This window comes from Chlamydia ibidis 10-1398/6 (assembly GCF_000454725.1).
GTDB classification, from domain to species: domain Bacteria; phylum Chlamydiota; class Chlamydiia; order Chlamydiales; family Chlamydiaceae; genus Chlamydia; species Chlamydia ibidis.
In genome coordinates, this window is the sequence record NZ_APJW01000001.1 from 148,975 (window position 1) to 164,820 (window position 15,846).

Consider the following 15,846-nt stretch of genomic DNA (forward strand, 5'->3'; position numbering starts at 1 on the left):
GATTCTAGACTTTATATGGTTAAGTATTACGGATTTTCAGAGAAACGACATTATATTTTCCTTGGCGCTCGTAAGAAAACTCATCAACAGAATTTTTTGCTAGGAATATCCCTAAACCTCCCAATTGTCGCTCCCGAAGAGATAGATTTTCCTGAAGATCAATAACAGCCGTAAATGGATTAAATGAAAAACCAGAATCTTTAATAACTACCTCTAAAATTTCTGCACTACCTAAGCAAGAAATAGAGATGTTCCCTGGAGATCCCTGATAGGCATAAGAAATAATATTTACCAACAATTCTTCGCAGGCTAATTCCATTTTCAACATCTTATCTTTTTGCAAATCATGGAATTCCGCGGATTTTTTAATAAAATTTAGCATGTTATGGAGTTCACTTAAGACGGCAGGGAAGACTGCTTCTATTTTAGAAGAGGTCATAGTATACCTGTTGGACGATAGTCTCAGCTAAGTGGGCGTATAATACACGCCAAGCGCTTTTTATAGCTTCATTATGCATTTCCAATTGCCCTAAGGAAAATTGGTGAGCATTTACTGTGCCTAAATCAGGCTCAAAATCAAAAGAGACTGATTCACGGGAGACGCATTGATCAAGAAGAATGCGTCCAGAATGATTTTCTATAAGCTGAACTTTTGCGGATACAGTTAAACGCCCCTCGTTAGAAACTATAAAATGTTTTGGGGTTGTCTCGTTAGCCTTATTTGGGGCATAAGTAAAACCAATATTCTCGTCAACAGGATTCAAGATTTCAATTTTTAAGGTATAAGCGGAACAGGCATTATTTGGACGCACAGGCAGGGAGCGTTTCCCTAACTCGTAAATCAAGGCGGAAGACAACTGCCCTAGATAATCTTGCTCAATTGGGGCAAGTGTTATGCCTTCAGTAAGTAGAGATTGACCAAGAGTAGAAAGATTTTCGGACGGCCTCAAAATAGAATATCCACTGCAAGAAGAAAGGATACTTGCAGCAGATATCAGAAAAATAAATACGGCTATTATTCGCATAGAAAGAATTTCTTTTACTAAACTAAGAAGTATGCTTCGCAATTCTATCTAATCGCTTATGGCATTTAGCCACTAAAGATGTATCTGGATAATTTCGTAAGGCAGTAGAGTAGTAGATGCTTGCGGCTTCTAACTTCTTCTTCTTCTCATAGAATCTTCCAGTTGAATATAAACCCGAAGCATAGTGTTCGCACATAGCTTGGACATTTGCAGACACTTCTGTATTCAAAGGATGATTAGGATGTTGTCTTTCCATGGCGATTTTATTCTGCTTTGCAAAATTCAGATATTGAAGATTATCAGGCTCCTTCTTAGCCTGTGCTAAGTAAATCTCAGACAAACGTAAAAAAGCTTTAGGAGACAGTTCGTGGTCAGGGAACTGTAACGTTAACTTTTTCATAGTTTTGATCGCTTCAGATAGCTCATTTTTGATAATTAGAAGATCTCCCTTTAAATATAAAGACTTTGCTCCTAAATCTTGAGTAGGAAAAGCGGTTAAAACTTCGTCATATATGCGTAAGGCATCTTGATCAGCATTTGTTAACTTAGGGAACCCTTCTAGTAAAAAAAGACGTTTGCGCTTGCCTTGAGCGAAACTCTGTGCAATAGAGTATTTCATGGAGAACAGTTCTTCAGAATATTCTGCATCCGGACGTTGCAAATAAGCAGAGAAAGCTTTATCTGCTAAATCTGGCTGGCCTTTTTTAAAATAGCAGACACCAGAGAAATATAAGGCTTTAGAGTATAAAGGATCTTGTGGGAAATGATGTGTAATCATCCCAAAGCATAACAATGCTTGTCGATAACTCTGATTTTCTAAATAACGCTGACCTTGAATGAAGTAATCGTCAGGAGAATACTGAGGGACAAATCTTTCAGGAGATAGTTTTCCAGAAAAGGGTTCAAAGGAAATAGGTTTGGCGTGGGCGCCAAAAGATAGTATTAAGAACAAAAAAACGAATTGCAGAAGGCATTTCATGATCGCGCACGAAGCTAAAATAACAAAATGTCATCATAAAAAAGAAAAACAGAATTTGTCAAATCCCTTGTCTTTGTTTTATTTACAAAACGTAATTTTTTTTATTTGATAAAACATTTTTTTATTTATTAAAATAGATAAAAAGGTTTTTTATGAAAAAGTTAGTTCTATACTTTGGAGCTTTTGTTGTATCTCTTTTTTGCGGTGTTTTTTTATGGGACCGTGTCCCAGGTGCTCAAAAAGTGATGCAAGCGACTGCTGATTACAGTATTGAAGTTCTGGAAAAAAGTTGTCGTTTAGTGCGTAAAGTTTCAGGATTTGAGAAATTACAAGTATTTGAAAGAAGAATTTCTTCAGATCAGGCTCTTGCGTTGTTCCCAGAGTATATGGATGGTAATGCGTCTGCAGAGCTGACTTTCGTGCCTCACCTACTCATGCATGTGCGGTTCTCTAGGGAAGATGGCGTAAAAAGAGGAGCAGTTAGTCAAGAAGGGATGCTGCTTTGGAATTTAGTAAATGGAGAGATGGTTCTTAATACGGGTACCTGGTCTTGTTCTAAAGGTTTTCGAGAATGTTTGATGCTGCGTGCCGATAGGCAAGACGTTTGTGTTATGCAAACATTGGCGAGTTTAGGAGGAGCAGCATCTAAGGAATCTCTTACACATGCTTTAACTATGAAAAATATTAAAGCAGATAAAGTGATTCGAGATTGTCAAAGAAAGAAACTCATTTTTACAACAGGGGGACAAATAGGAAGTCACTTCCAGCAGATGCAACCCATCAAAGGATGTACAACTACTCTCCATGCTCTTCCTGTTTGGTTGCGTAGACCTAGAAAATCATCAATATGTCAATCTCAATATTCACAAGATCGCGTACGTAATTTTGCTGGGATGATTTTTGGAAATAATTTCTTAATTATTAATAGTTCAGAAGTATTTGTCCCTGTCTATAAGATTTCCTTAACATGCCCAGACAATAGTATCCGTATTGAGTATGTAAATGCAGTGACAGGGAAGCTATTTCAAGATCTCTAATTTTTTAGCAAGTGAAGGTTAGGGGGAGTTGCGCTTCTTGCAGCTCAGTACGTAAATTTGTGACGTCTTCAGAAACAAAGTATTCCATGTCAGGAGTTATCGAAGCGATAGCGTTATTAGCCTTTGTAAATACTAGGGATAAGCTGCGTGAACCAGGATATTTCTGTAATATTTGTTTTAACAAATAGATGTGACTATGCCGTACGTGGTCAAGATCGAGAGAAAGAGTAACTTTGGAAAGCTGTTTTGTTTGCGTATTTTTTTGCATATTTACAGTCTTCCTTTGAGTTTTTGTGTCTTTGTTCATTGTTTGGGCATAAGACATTTTTTGTATCTGTGCCTTAATTTGATCGAATGCTTCATCACACTCCCGTATAATTTCTTCATTAATAAGAGCAAAGTCTTTCATCCATCGGCAAGATAAACGTAAAGAATCGCTACGTCTATCAATTAGAAGAATCGCATAAATTAAACGGTCTTCTTCTAAAATTTCTTGCTGCGCGCTATACATTTCTGGCCAAATAGGCAACTCGTATGAATCTATACCGTCACTGACGCGTAATATGGCGAATTTCTTTTGACCTTTAGAAGATAGCTTTGTGGTAATCTTATCAATTATAAATATTGTTCGGATGACAGAATTATGTGGAAGATTATCGAAGTCTCCAGCTCTCACAACAGAAAGGCGTGGAAGTACGTCTTTAACAGCATCCATGGGATGCTCAGTTAGATAGATTCCTAGTAATTCTTTTTCCTTTTTCAAGATTTCTCGTTTGGGTCGATAAATAATATCATGAGGAGGTGAAAAAGTAGTTGAAGATTCCTGGCTCATAATACCTAGAGAAAAGAAAGTCATAGTGCCAGTAGCAGCTTCTTTTTTTTCTTTAGAGATTGGATCGTAATATGCTTCTAACATTGCCTGTGCAATATCACGATTAGGCTCGAAAATATCAAAGCACCCAGCATCTATAAGACTCTCAATATGCTTCTTAGATACTTTTTTAAGATCAGAACGTTGTATGAAATCTTGGATGCTACGATAGCTCCCATTTTTTTCTCGCTCTTCTATAATATTTTCTACTAGGCCTTTGCCGATACCTTTAATCGCTCCCATAGCAAAACGAATTCCGTTACTGGTTGCAACAAAGTTTGTTCCAGACTCGTTAATGTCAGGAGGCAAGATACGAATGTCCATGCTGTGCGCTTCCTGAATTAGCTTCCCAACTTTTTCAATATCATCCGAGTCAGAGGTCAGGAGTGCCGCAAGCCACTCTTTTGGATAATTAGCTTTCAGATACGCTGTGGTATAAGTAATTAATCCATAAGCTGCAGCATGAGATTTATTGAACCCATACGAAGCAAATTTTTCCATTTTATCAAAAATGGTAGTTGCTAAGTTGGCATCGATACCATTTTGGCACGCGCGTTCACAGAACTTTTTACGTTCCTCTAGCATTTGGTTGATGTCTTTCTTTCCCATTGCGCGGCGTAAGACATCACCCTCACCGAGAGAATAACTAGCTAAAGAGCCTGCAATCTGCATCACCTGCTCTTGGTAGACCATGATGCCGTAGGTTTCTTTAAGAATAGATTCCATCAAAGGATGATCATATTCAATAATTTCTTTGCCATGTTTCCTGTTAATGAATGATGGAATCATGTCCATAGGGCCTGGGCGATACAAAGCACCTATAGCGATAATTTCTTCAAAAGAGTCTGGGCGAAGATTTTTTGCTAGTTCTTGCATCCCTTTAGATTCCATTTGGAATATCCCCATGGTTTTCCCTTGATGTAGAAGAGAAAACGTAGTTTTATCATCCAAAGGTAAAGAAGACATTTCCAATAATTTACCAGTTTTCTTATGGATTGCTGTTATAGCAATGTGAATACTGGTTAGAGTTTTTAGTCCTAAAAAATCAACTTTTAGCATTCCCACGTTCTCTACAGGTTTCATAGAGAATTGCGTAGTGATCATTGTTGAATCTTTAGATATACAAATGGGGATATGCTTAGTAAGCGGTTCTCCACAAATAATTACCCCTGCTGCATGTACACCAGTATTGCGGATAGATCCTTCTAAACGCATTGCCATATCAAGGACTTGCTTAGCTTCAGGGTCACTAAGATACAGTTCGTGTAATTCAGGATCAGATTCTAAAGCCTTGGACAAGGTAGCATTAAGTTCGGGAATATGCTTAGCTATCTGGTTGACTTTTGATAAAGGCATGTCTAACGTCCTGCCCACATCTTTGACAGCCATTTTTGCTTTCATTGTTCCGAAAGTAATAATCTGAGCGACGTTTTCTTTGCCGTGACGTTCAGTTGCGTAGTTAATTACACGCTCTCTTCCTGCCATGCAGATATCAATATCGATATCTGGATAAGACAAACGTTCAGGATTGATGAATCTCTCAAAGAATAAGTCAAAACGTATGGGTTCAATTTCTGTAATTCCTAGAAGGAAAAGCAACACAGAACCCGCCCCCGATCCTCTTCCGGGACCTACAGGAATTCCATTTGCTTTTGCCCAATGAATAATATCCCAAACGATCAGCAGATAGTCGCACATTCCTTTAGGAATGATTATTGACATTTCCATTTCTAATCGCTCTTTGACTAAAGTTAAGGGATCTTGATTTGGGAATTTTTCAGCAATATATGAAAGACGTTCAGGAGTATATTTTGTGATTAATCCTTGTTCGCAAAGTTCTCTAAGAAAGGTAGCTGAAGCTTCATACCTCTCTTCTTCTGAATAGGAATCTCGAGTTTTTAAGAATTCTGGGATATAAATGGGGTAATGTTTTTTTGAGAAATTTAATTTCAAATTACAACGTTCAGCCACGTCTAGAGTATTTGAAATTACCTCAGGATGTTCAGTAAATAAGGCTTTCATCTCTTCAGGAGATTTAAAGTAAAATTCCCTACTTCGATAAACCTTTCTTTTTGGATTAGGAATATAGGTATTTTGCTTGGCAATGCGGACTGTTTCTCCAGATTGGACATTCAATAAAATTTCATGCGCCATCCAATCATCTGGATGAATATAATGGATATCATTAGTCGCAACAGAGCGAATTCCTAAGCGATTGCTGACCTGTAGGATAGAAGAATTTATTTTATTTTGTTTGTCTATAAACTCGAAGTATTCATGTTTTAACCATTCTTCCTGAAAAGATGAGATCTTCTGATCTGACATTTTGTGTAATTGGACTTCGCTGAAAAAATCATCCCCAAAGACTTCTCGATACCAACATAAATCTTTTTCTAGAGCTTCTTCGGATTCTAGCGCTGCCTGAGCCACAGAACCAGAGAGACATGCTGATAAACACACTAAACCTTCTGAATGTTTCGATAGTAGGTCTCTATCTATCCTTGGGAAATAATAGAAGCCCTCAGTAAAAGCTAAGGACGATAGTAAGCAGAGATTGCGATACCCCTGATCATTTTTGCATAGCAAAATTAAATGCGTAGCTACACGCTGCTTTTTTTCTTTTTTTTTATCAAAACGGGAAGAGGGGGCTACGTACAGCTCGCAGCCAATAATAGGTTTGATCCCTTGATTTTCACATTCCTTGTAAAATTCTATCGCCCCGTAGAGATTTCCGTGATCTGTTAGGGCTAAGGCAGGAATTTCGTACTCTTTAGCTTTAGAAACCAAGTTTTTAATAGAGCAGGTGGCATCTAAAATAGAGTACTGCGAATGACAATGAAGAGGTATCCAAGTCAAAATAAATTCCTGCGTAAATTATTTTAGCCTTTATTTCTTAGGTTTTTTTCTGAAGCATTCCAAGTGGGTAGAAATAAAGCTAGGGTTAGTAAAGTACATGCTAACAGAATCAAGAAAAAGCCTTGCCAGCCATAATCCTGAGCAATTTTACCAAGAGGATAGCCAGAAGATGCTGCTCCGAAATATGCAAACCAACCCGCAAATCCGCTAGCAGTTCCCGCAGCCTTTTTGTGAGATAATTCAGCTGCAGCTAAACCTATCATCATTTGAGGCCCAAAAAGGAAGAAACCGATTGTAAATAATAAGGCTCCGTCTAGCCACCATAATATGTGCGTGCGGCCGTACCACATCCCTAAGATCGAGAATAACAGACCTAGAGAAAAGATAACGTTCATAGGACCACGTTTCCCTTTATTGAGCTTATCTGACAGCCACCCGGCAAGTAGCATGCCAAATAAACCACCAATCTCAAACAGAGAAACACAGAAATTTGCTTTCACCGCTGTATAATTTTTTGTCTCTATTAAGAATAGCGCACTCCAATCATTTACAGCCATACGAACAATATAGATGAAGAAAGATGCAAAAGATAGAAGCCAAATCCATTTATTCGTCAGAACATAGGTAAATAAGATATCTCTTGTCGTTAACTCTTTTTCAGCTTCTTCTTCTAGGATATCTGCTGTCGTTTCTTGATGAGGACGAGCATCTTGTTCTTTTCTATACTTTTCGATTGCAGGGAGACCCAGAGATTGTGGCGTATCTCTTAAACGATTTATTAAAATGAAACCCATCCCGATACATAAGACGCCAGGAATGAACATTGCACCGCGCCAGCCACAATAGTCAATCGCAAATCCTGTAAGAATTGGAATCAAGGCTCCACCGATATTGTGGGAGGTACTCCAAATGCTCCACCATGTACCCCGCTCTGATTTCGAGTACCAGTGAGTTAATAAGCGTGCGCAAGGAGGCCATCCCCAACCCTGAAACCAACCATTCAGCCCCCACCAAAGAGCAAAGAACAGGATAGAGGACGAACAACCGAAGAAGATGTTTGTTAGACCAGTAATAATCAATCCCAAGGCCATGAAATAGCGTGGATTGGATTGGTCTGACATAACTCCACTGACAAATTTACTAATCCCATAAGTAATGTATAGCGTACTGCCTATAATACCTAGTTGAGCCTTATCAAAGCCTAAATCAGATATTAAGGTCGGCATTGCAAAGGTGAAGCTCTTTCGCGTGAAGTAGTAGAAAACATAGCCCAGGAACATGCTGTAGAAGATCCGGACTCGCCAATACTTATACTGCTTCTTGATTAATTCTGGATCATCAATTTCTTTGATATGCTTAGGTGGCTGAAAGAATTTGGTCCAAATATTCATCATAAGATCTCGTATTTAAATATTTAATGTATCGCAACAATAATGCCTCAGATTAGCATGAGGAGGGTAAAAAAACAAGAAAGGAATGATATGTTATAATGTGCCTAATATATATATTAATTCGATAATTTTTTGTATAAACTCGGTATTACATTTGAGATTCAGTTCTAAGTAATATCATCATCATTCGGGTCGATTAGGAAGGCGTGAAAATTATAGTAATATTTTCTTTAGGGCTTCTTTGGGCTCCTCTTGTTGTGAATGAAATGGGCGATCCGTGGCTTAACGATGGAATAGAATCATTTGCTCATTCTGTTGGCATCTGTTTTTTTAATGAGAGTATTCCCTGTGAAGAAATTATTGAACCCATCATAGAGCGTTTCGATGATTGTGTCAGAAGAGTTTGATCTTTATATCTTGACGACAGAGAACGTAAAAGTTTATCTTTTCAATCCGTAATCATTGCTTTAGTAGTGGTGCCTTTCAGAAAGTCTGGCAAGCAGCTCAGTCTTTAAGTTGGGCCGGTTAATCTTCCTGTTCTAATCAAATTAAAGTTGTACAACGTGAAAGTAAGTTTACCCAAAGGGGTTTTCGATATCTTCCCCTATATAAAGGACGTTAAATCTCTGTGGCGTTCCACAGCATCCTGGCATTATGTGGAGAACATTATAAGGCAAGTCTGCGATTTGTACGGATTTTTTGAAATACGTACTCCTGTTTTTGAGAAGACAGAGCTTTTCACGCATGTTGGTGAACATAGTGATATTGTAAAAAAAGAAATGTATACGTTCCCCGATAAAAAGGGGAGGTCTTTGACCCTAAGGCCCGAAGGAACGGCGAGTGTTGTCCGTTCTTTAATAGAACATGGGGCTGAACAAAGAAGTGACAACAAATTTTATTACATTCTTCCCATGTTTCGCTACGAAAGGCAACAGTTGGGAAGATATAGGCAACATCATCAGTTTGGGGTTGAAGCTATCGGGATCCGTCATGCTTTGCGAGATGCAGAGGTTATTTCTTTGTTATGGCATTTCTATCGTGCCGTAGGTCTGCAACACATGGAGATCCAAGTGAATTTTCTAGGGGGAGCGTCTGCTAGGAAAGAGTATGATATAGTGTTAAAAAAGTACCTTGCTGATCATTTCGATCAGCTATCTCCATTGAGTCAAGAACGCTATGCAACCAATGCGCTCCGGATATTAGATTCTAAAGAAAAAGAAGACCAAGAAATTATTAACAATGCTCCATCTATTTTGGATCATGTTTCAAAAGAAGATAGGAAATATTTTGATGATGTCCTCTCTGCTTTATCTAATTTAGGAATTAAGCATACTATTAACTCAAGATTAGTGCGGGGGTTAGATTATTATACGGATCTCGTGTTTGAGGCAATAACCTCGTTTTCTGGACATTCTTATGCTTTGGGCGGTGGAGGCCGTTATGATGGTCTTGTCGCTTCTTCCGGAGGGGCGGACATCCCCGCATGCGGTTTTGGTGTAGGTTTAGAAAGAGTTATTCAAACTTTATTGGCTCAAGGGAATTTGCCTAATTTATCACCCCCTCGTTTTCGGCTGATCCCTATGGATATTACAGCAGATCATTTTTGTTTTGTTTGGGCACAGCATTTGCGGAGTCTTGCTATTCCTACTGAAATAGACTGGTCGCACAAAAAGTTAAAAATCGCTTTGAAAACTGCAGACGCTGACAATGTAACTTTTGTCTGTCCAGTTGGTGAGCGTGAAATTCTTTCGGAACAATTGACGGTAAAAAATATGGCTCTACGCCAGGAATTTTCTGGCTCTAAAGAGACAGTAGAGCAAAGGTTGCTATATGAAATACAGAACTCATCATTGTAATGAACTATCTCGGAAAAATTTAAATGAAACAGTCCGGTTGTCTGGTTGGGTCCATCGTTATCGAAATCATGGTGGGGTAGTTTTTATAGATTTACGAGATCGTTTCGGTATCACTCAAATTGTCTGCCGTGAAGAGGAAAGTCCAGAATTGCACCAATTAGTGGATACTGTCCGTTCTGAATGGGTTTTATCTGTAGAAGGTAAGGTATGTGGTCGTTTGCCAGGAATGGAAAATCCTAATCTAGTTACAGGCGACATAGAAGTAGAAATTGAGAAATTAGAAATTCTATCTCGTGCACAAAACTTGCCTTTTTCAATCTCTGATGATCACATTAATGTGAACGAAGAGCTTCGTTTAGAGTATCGTTATTTAGATATGCGTCGTGGTCAAATACTAGATCGACTAATTTGTCGACATAAAGTTATGTTGGCATGTCGTGAGTATCTAGATAAACACGGATTTATCGAAGTTGTTACTCCAGTTTTGGGGAAATCAACCCCAGAAGGCGCAAGAGACTATTTAGTGCCTTCACGTATTTACCCTGGGCAGTTTTATGCTCTTCCTCAGTCTCCTCAGATTTTCAAACAAATTCTTATGGTTGGAGGACTGGATCGTTATTTCCAAATCGCGACATGTTTCCGTGACGAAGATTTGCGAGCCGATCGTCAACCAGAGTTTGCTCAAATAGATATTGAGATGAGTTTTGGTGATCCCAATGATCTTTTCCCTATTATAGAGGATCTTGTTACTAAATTATTTGCCGTTAAGGGAATTAAAATTGATCTGCCTCTTCCTCGTATGACTTATCAAGAGGCTAAAGATTTTTATGGCACGGATAAACCTGATTTACGTTTTGGGTTAAAGTTACATGATTGTCGTGAATATGCGAAGCAGTTTACTTTCTCCATATTCTTGGATCAACTAGCTCAAGGAGGCACAATTAAAGGATTTTGTGTTCCTGGTGGTGCTGATATGTCAAGAAAACAGTTGGATATCTATACTGATTTTGTGAAACGTTATGGTGCCATGGGATTAGTTTGGATCAAAAAACAAGAAAATGGCGTATCTTCCAATGTTGCTAAGTTTGCTTCTGAGCATGTCTTTCAAGCTATGTTTGAAGAATTTGATGCCAAGGATCAGGATATTTTACTTTTAATTGCGGCTCCAGAGTCGATAGCAAATCAATCTTTAGATCATTTACGTAGGTTGATCGCGAAAGAACGTAATTTATATGACAATTCTCAGTACAAGTTCGTATGGATTACTGATTTCCCATTATTTACTAAAGAAGAAGGGAAAATTTGTTCTGAACATCATCCATTTACAGCTCCTTTAGAAGAGGATATCCCTCTGCTAGAAAGTAATCCTTTATCTGTCCGTTCTTCAAGTTATGATCTTGTGTTGAACGGTTATGAAATTGCTTCAGGTTCGCAACGTATACATAATCCAGAATTGCAGAATAAGATTTTCTCTATTTTGCAAATGTCTCCTGAAAAGATAAAAGAGAAATTTGGCTTCTTTATTGAAGCTTTAAGTTTTGGCACTCCACCGCATTTGGGTATCGCCCTAGGGTTGGATAGACTTATGATGGTATTAACTTCTGCGGAGAGTATTCGAGAAGTTATAGCATTTCCAAAAACACAACGGGCAGCTGATTTGATGATGGAAGCGCCTTCTGAAATAATGTCTTCGCAATTAAAAGAGCTAAGCATTAAGGTGGCCTCTTGAATAATTTGTTAGTGATTTGGGCCAAGGTAAGGTCAGGTTGCTCGGTATGAAGCTAAAACAATAGGAGAGAAAGACATGAAAAAACGATGGAATTTAATAGTAGCAATACTAGTTGTATCCGCATCCATCGCTTCTTGTGGAATAAGTTCGAACCCAGGTGATAAAACACAAGCTAAGTTATCAAATAGTGAAGCTAACTCTGAGCTTACCGAAAACCAAAAGTTGTCTCGTACATTCGGTCATTTGTTGGCTCGTCAGTTGCATAAGTCAGAGGATGCTGTTCTGGACATTTCTGAGGTTGCTAAAGGTCTTGAAGCAGAATTAGCATTGAAAGATGCACCTTTAACTGAGGCAGAATTTGAGGAGAAAATGGCAGAAATACAAAAGATACTTTTTGAGAAGAAATCGCAAGAAAATCTTTCACTCGCTGAAAAGTTTTTAAAGGAAAACAAAAAAAATGAAGGCGTTATAGAAGTTCAAGAGGATAAGCTTCAATATCGTATTGTTAAAGAAGGCACAGGCAAAGTATTAACAGGCCAGCCTACAGCTTTGTTGCACTACACGGGTAGTTTTATCAATGGTCAAGTATTCAGTAGTTCTGAACAAAATCAAGAACCTATTCTTTTGCCTTTGTCGCGTACTATCCCTGGTTTTGCTTTGGGTATGCAGGGGATGAAGGAAGGAGAGGTTCGTATTCTTTACATTCACCCAGATCTCGCATATGGAACTTCTGGACAATTGCCTCCTAATTCCTTGCTTATTTTCCAAATTAGCTTGATAGAAGCAACAGATGAAGTAGTGGCTGCTGTTGAAGAAACTGAATAGTTATTTATGAAGGTAGTGTTATATAATCCCGATATTCCCCAGAATACGGGGAATATCGGGAGAACATGTACTGCTCTTGGAGCAGAATTGATTTTGGTGAGGCCTCTCGGTTTCTCTTTGTTGGATAAATTTGTTAAACGTGCTGGCATGGACTATTGGGATAAGCTTGATCTTTCTGTTGTGGATTCTTTAGAAGAAGCACTAGAAGGAGTGGATCCCAGCAAGGTGTTCTGTCTTTCTACCAAGGGGAAACAGTACTATGGAGAAATGGACCTACCTTCAGATGGTGTCTATCTTTTCGGATCCGAATCCAAAGGATTGCCTGCGGATATACTTACTATTTATCAGGCCCGTTGTTATCGCTTGCCAATGAAACCAGGCATACGTTCACTCAATTTAGCAACGACGGTAGGAGTGGTGCTATACGAAGTGGTAAGACAAAACTATCAAAATTATCGGGAAGTTTTTTCTAATTTTTAAAGTCCCCGGCTTGTAAACCGAGGACATGATTTTAAGAATGTTTGTTAATTAATTTTAGCAAAGAGTCTTTATCCTTCAAACCGACTACGCGGTCTACCTCTTTTCCATCTTTAAACAAGATCAGAGTAGGAATGGAAGAAACTCCATAGGTTTCAGCCGGAGCTGGGGTATCATCGATATTGACTTTGCCAATAGAAATATTTGTTGCTTCTTCGGCCACACTATCTAGTACAGGAGATAGCATTCTGCAAGGACCACACCACTCAGCAAAAAAGTCGATAAGTACCAAGCCAGATGCAATGAACGAGTCAAAATTTTCAGCGGTTACAACTTTAACCATAATTTTCCTTTTAAAATCTATTATGTGCAGCTAAGAAGATTTGAACTTCCACAAGCCTAAGCTCACTAGAACCTGAATCTAGCGCGTCTACCGATTCCGCCATAGCTGCGTTGCTCGAGATTGTAGACATAGGCTAAAAAAAACACAATCTCAGAAAGTTTTCAAAAAAAGAGGTAAAAAAACTCCTGTGTTGATGGGGATACCTTTATGTTCAACATAATTCTCTGCTTATGTTAGTATGGTTGATTTAATGCGAACTTAAGAAGAGATCTAAGGGTATTTACCTTTGGATGAAGAATATAAAAGAATAAAAATCTCAAAAATAGTTGCATTTGTGATACGTGGTTATAGATTCGCAACTGTTTGAGTACCAATGAGTGGCAGCTACTATCTTTGATAGTTGTTTTGACCGGAATTGCTTCATTAGCTGAAAAAGGGATAAGCATGGAAATTTCTGGAAACATCAAGCAAAAACTTCTCCAGTTTTTGGGGAAACAAAAAACACCAGAATTATTGTCTGCGTATCTTTTCTATTTGGAACAAGCTTTACACTTGAAGCCTGTAGTTTTTGTGCGCGATAAAGTGATTTTTAAAACTCCAGAGGATGCGATCCGTATTCTTGAGAAAGATAAAAAAGTTTGGCGCGAAACAGAGATACAGATTTGTTCAGGCAAGCCAGAAGTTAATGAACATACGAAAAGAATTTACATATGTCCTTTTACCGGCAAGGTATTCGCCGATAACGTTTACGCTAATCCTCAGGATGCTATTTACGATTGGTTGTCTTCCTGTCCGCAAAATACTGAACGTCAGAGTGGCGTTCGCGTGAAACGGTTTTTAGTGTCTGATGATCCAAATGTTATAAAAGAATATATAATCCCTCCAAAGCAGCCTATTGTAAAAACGGTGTTCGCTTCGGCCGTTACAGGAAAGTTATTCCATAGTTTAGATACTTTAGTAGAGGATTTTGTTTCTTCGTATTTACGCCCTATGACGTTAGAAGAAGTGCAAAATCAGAATAAGTTTCAATTGGAAGGTAGCTTTTTGTCCTTGCTGCAAGACGCTCTGGTAGAAGATAAGATTGCTGAGTTTATTGAGAGTTTGGCGGATGATACAGCGTTTCATGTGTATATTAGTCAATGGATAGATACAGAAGAGTAACCCATTCTTCTCAGGAAACTGCAGATATCGGTGCTAGGTTAGGAAAACAGCTCCCCCCGGGCGCTGTTTTGTTGTTATTTGGCGATTATGGTGTTGGTAAGACTGAGTTTGTTCGTGGCGTTGCTCAGGCATTCCTAGGTGAGACATTAGCTCAAGAAGTCGCGAGCCCGTCATTTTCTTTGCTCCATGTATATGGTGAACAGCCTCGTAGGATTTGCCATTATGATCTTTATCGGATCAGTCCTGACGTTGAAGTCAGCCTTTTGTTTCAGGATGCCGAAGAAGAGGATGTATTGTGTATTGAATGGCCAATGGATATTGTTTGTCCTAGGTTTCGAGACGTTATACACATACGTATAGAAAACTTGACAGCTAATCGTAGACAAGTAGAGATTGAAAGCACCTCTCTGTCGATATCAGAAATATTTAGGGAATAAAAAACCATGACTTTACTAAAGGATGCGGTTTTCGTTTGCTTAGATTGCGAAATGACCGGACTAGATGTAAAAAAAGATCGGATTATTGAGTTTGCCGCAGTTCGTTTTACTTTTGATAGCGTTATTGATTCTATTGAGCACCTCATTAATCCAGATCGAGTTGTATCTGCAGAGTCTCAACGCATACATCGTATATCTGATGCCATGCTAAAAGATCAGCCAAAGATTGCAGAAGTATTCCCTAAGATTAAAGCTTTTTTGAAAGAGGGCGATTACATTGTAGGACACAGTGTAGGGTTTGATATTCAAGTTTTGTCGCAAGAGGCAGAAAGAATAGGAGATAGTTTCCTATCTAAGTATTTAATAGTCGATACTTTAAGGTTGGCCAAGGAATACGGTGATAGTCCGAATAATTCATTAGAATCCTTGGCGGTTCATTTTAATGTTCCTTATGATGGCAATCACCGTGCAATGAAAGATGTGCAAATCAATATCAGCATTTTTAAACATTTGTGTAAGCGTTTTCGTACTGTAGAACAATTGAAACAAATCTTGTCAAAACCCATTAAAATGAAATATATGCCCTTAGGTAAGTACAAAGGTCGTTGCTTCTCTGAAATTCCTCTTTCTTATCTACAATGGGTGGCGAAAATGGATTTTGATGCAGATTTGTTGTTCTCTATCCGTCATGAAATCAAGCAACGTCAAAAAGGTACAGGATTTGCTCAAATGAATAATCCGTTCATGGAATTATAAAATTCCAACGCTCGTCTCTAGTTAATGAATTTCTTGATTTTCTTTTTCTGTGCAGTTAGTATCCGGCCGGAGACAAATCGTGAAATTTTCTCGGAGGAAGCCA

General features: G+C 38.5%; 15 protein-coding genes and 1 tRNA gene. 9 read left to right on the plus strand and 7 right to left on the minus strand.

All coding sequences use genetic code 11. The features are described 5' to 3' along the window. Positions 1-19: 19 nt before the first annotated feature. Genes H359_RS00655 through H359_RS00665 form a run of 3 tightly spaced genes read right to left on the minus strand, consistent with a single transcriptional unit; the run spans position 20 to position 2,004 of the window. Positions 20-439 carry an ATP-binding protein gene (locus H359_RS00655; RefSeq protein WP_020370789.1) on the minus strand — a complete coding sequence of 140 codons (420 nt, stop codon included), beginning with the start codon at positions 437-439 and terminating at the stop codon, positions 20-22. Beyond that, on the minus strand, positions 426-1,025 hold the full coding sequence (locus tag H359_RS00660; RefSeq protein ID WP_020370790.1) for an LPS assembly lipoprotein LptE: 600 nt from the start codon (positions 1,023-1,025) through the stop codon (positions 426-428). Before H359_RS00660 ends, H359_RS00655 begins: the two co-directional genes overlap by 14 nt. 22 nt (positions 1,026-1,047) lie before the next feature. Beyond that, positions 1,048-2,004: a tetratricopeptide repeat protein gene (locus H359_RS00665; protein WP_020370791.1), complete on the minus strand. Its 957-nt coding sequence runs from the start codon at positions 2,002-2,004 to the stop codon at positions 1,048-1,050. 152 nt (positions 2,005-2,156) lie between these two features. Between H359_RS00665 and H359_RS00670 the strand changes: the two genes are divergently transcribed. Beyond that, on the plus strand, positions 2,157-3,041 hold the full coding sequence (locus H359_RS00670; RefSeq protein WP_020370792.1) for a hypothetical protein: 885 nt from the start codon (positions 2,157-2,159) through the stop codon (positions 3,039-3,041). A gap of 4 nt (positions 3,042-3,045) precedes the next feature. On the opposite strand, the gene dnaE is transcribed toward H359_RS00670, so the two are convergent. Continuing rightward, on the minus strand, positions 3,046-6,768 hold the full coding sequence (dnaE, locus tag H359_RS00675; RefSeq protein ID WP_020370793.1) for a DNA polymerase III subunit alpha: 3,723 nt from the start codon (positions 6,766-6,768) through the stop codon (positions 3,046-3,048). A 23-nt stretch (positions 6,769-6,791) separates the two neighbouring features. Beyond that, positions 6,792-8,159 (minus strand): MFS transporter, encoded by a 1,368-nt coding sequence (gene pgtP, locus H359_RS00680; RefSeq protein WP_020370794.1) that lies wholly within the window; start codon positions 8,157-8,159, stop codon positions 6,792-6,794. Positions 8,160-8,365: 206 nt separating this feature from the next. Here pgtP and H359_RS00685 point away from each other — a divergent pair, with 206 nt between their 5' ends. The 5 genes from H359_RS00685 to H359_RS00705 all read left to right on the plus strand — a co-directional run bounded on the left by H359_RS00685 (position 8,366) and on the right by H359_RS00705 (position 13,049). Then, positions 8,366-8,566, plus strand: a complete 201-nt coding sequence (locus tag H359_RS00685) for a hypothetical protein (RefSeq protein WP_020370795.1) — start codon at positions 8,366-8,368, stop codon at positions 8,564-8,566. 156 nt (positions 8,567-8,722) lie between these two features. Further along, positions 8,723-10,015: a histidine--tRNA ligase gene (hisS, locus tag H359_RS00690; RefSeq protein WP_035392256.1), complete on the plus strand. Its 1,293-nt coding sequence runs from the start codon at positions 8,723-8,725 to the stop codon at positions 10,013-10,015. Beyond that, complete coding sequence (gene aspS, locus H359_RS00695) at positions 9,990-11,744, plus strand: aspartate--tRNA ligase (RefSeq protein ID WP_020370797.1); 1,755 nt, start codon at positions 9,990-9,992, stop codon at positions 11,742-11,744. The genes hisS and aspS overlap by 26 nt, the downstream gene beginning before the upstream one ends. Positions 11,745-11,819: 75 nt before the next feature. Beyond that, positions 11,820-12,569 (plus strand): FKBP-type peptidyl-prolyl cis-trans isomerase, encoded by a 750-nt coding sequence (locus H359_RS00700; protein ID WP_020370798.1) that lies wholly within the window; start codon positions 11,820-11,822, stop codon positions 12,567-12,569. A gap of 6 nt (positions 12,570-12,575) precedes the next feature. Continuing rightward, positions 12,576-13,049 carry a tRNA (cytidine(34)-2'-O)-methyltransferase gene (locus tag H359_RS00705; RefSeq protein WP_020370799.1) on the plus strand — a complete coding sequence of 158 codons (474 nt, stop codon included), beginning with the start codon at positions 12,576-12,578 and terminating at the stop codon, positions 13,047-13,049. A 31-nt stretch (positions 13,050-13,080) separates the two neighbouring features. Here the strand turns inward: H359_RS00705 and trxA are convergent, their stop codons facing one another. Together trxA and H359_RS00715 are read right to left on the minus strand one after the other, a co-directional pair. Next, a complete protein-coding gene (trxA, locus tag H359_RS00710; RefSeq protein WP_020370800.1) occupies positions 13,081-13,389 on the minus strand; it encodes a thioredoxin in 309 nt (102 codons plus the stop codon). Positions 13,390-13,414: 25 nt separating this feature from the next. Beyond that, positions 13,415-13,498 (minus strand) — tRNA-Leu (locus H359_RS00715). A gap of 335 nt (positions 13,499-13,833) precedes the next feature. Between H359_RS00715 and H359_RS00720 the strand changes: the two genes are divergently transcribed. Genes H359_RS00720 through H359_RS00730 form a run of 3 tightly spaced genes read left to right on the plus strand, consistent with a single transcriptional unit; the run spans position 13,834 to position 15,743 of the window. Beyond that, on the plus strand, positions 13,834-14,550 hold the full coding sequence (locus H359_RS00720) for a DUF2709 domain-containing protein (RefSeq protein ID WP_020370801.1): 717 nt from the start codon (positions 13,834-13,836) through the stop codon (positions 14,548-14,550). Further along, positions 14,529-14,987: a tRNA (adenosine(37)-N6)-threonylcarbamoyltransferase complex ATPase subunit type 1 TsaE gene (gene tsaE, locus H359_RS00725; RefSeq protein WP_020370802.1), complete on the plus strand. Its 459-nt coding sequence runs from the start codon at positions 14,529-14,531 to the stop codon at positions 14,985-14,987. The genes H359_RS00720 and tsaE overlap by 22 nt, the downstream gene beginning before the upstream one ends. Positions 14,988-14,993: 6 nt before the next feature. Continuing rightward, complete coding sequence (locus tag H359_RS00730) at positions 14,994-15,743, plus strand: putative quorum-sensing-regulated virulence factor (protein WP_020370803.1); 750 nt, start codon at positions 14,994-14,996, stop codon at positions 15,741-15,743. The last annotated feature ends 103 nt before the right edge of the window (positions 15,744-15,846 follow it).

What these genes read in the sequence shown, in the direction of transcription:
- H359_RS00655 (WP_020370789.1), bottom strand. Translation starts at nt 439, where the DNA reads ATGACCTCTTCTAAAATAGAAGCAGTCTTCCCTGCCGTCTTAAGTGAA.
- H359_RS00660 (WP_020370790.1), bottom strand. Translation starts at nt 1,025, where the DNA reads ATGCGAATAATAGCCGTATTTATTTTTCTGATATCTGCTGCAAGTATC.
- H359_RS00665 (WP_020370791.1), bottom strand. Translation starts at nt 2,004, where the DNA reads ATGAAATGCCTTCTGCAATTCGTTTTTTTGTTCTTAATACTATCTTTT.
- H359_RS00670 (WP_020370792.1), top strand. Translation starts at nt 2,157, where the DNA reads ATGAAAAAGTTAGTTCTATACTTTGGAGCTTTTGTTGTATCTCTTTTT.
- pgtP (WP_020370794.1), bottom strand. Translation starts at nt 8,159, where the DNA reads ATGAATATTTGGACCAAATTCTTTCAGCCACCTAAGCATATCAAAGAA.
- aspS (WP_020370797.1), top strand. Translation starts at nt 9,990, where the DNA reads ATGAAATACAGAACTCATCATTGTAATGAACTATCTCGGAAAAATTTA.
- H359_RS00700 (WP_020370798.1), top strand. Translation starts at nt 11,820, where the DNA reads ATGAAAAAACGATGGAATTTAATAGTAGCAATACTAGTTGTATCCGCA.
- H359_RS00705 (WP_020370799.1), top strand. Translation starts at nt 12,576, where the DNA reads ATGAAGGTAGTGTTATATAATCCCGATATTCCCCAGAATACGGGGAAT.
- trxA (WP_020370800.1), bottom strand. Translation starts at nt 13,389, where the DNA reads ATGGTTAAAGTTGTAACCGCTGAAAATTTTGACTCGTTCATTGCATCT.
- H359_RS00720 (WP_020370801.1), top strand. Translation starts at nt 13,834, where the DNA reads ATGGAAATTTCTGGAAACATCAAGCAAAAACTTCTCCAGTTTTTGGGG.
- tsaE (WP_020370802.1), top strand. Translation starts at nt 14,529, where the DNA reads ATGGATAGATACAGAAGAGTAACCCATTCTTCTCAGGAAACTGCAGAT.
- H359_RS00730 (WP_020370803.1), top strand. Translation starts at nt 14,994, where the DNA reads ATGACTTTACTAAAGGATGCGGTTTTCGTTTGCTTAGATTGCGAAATG.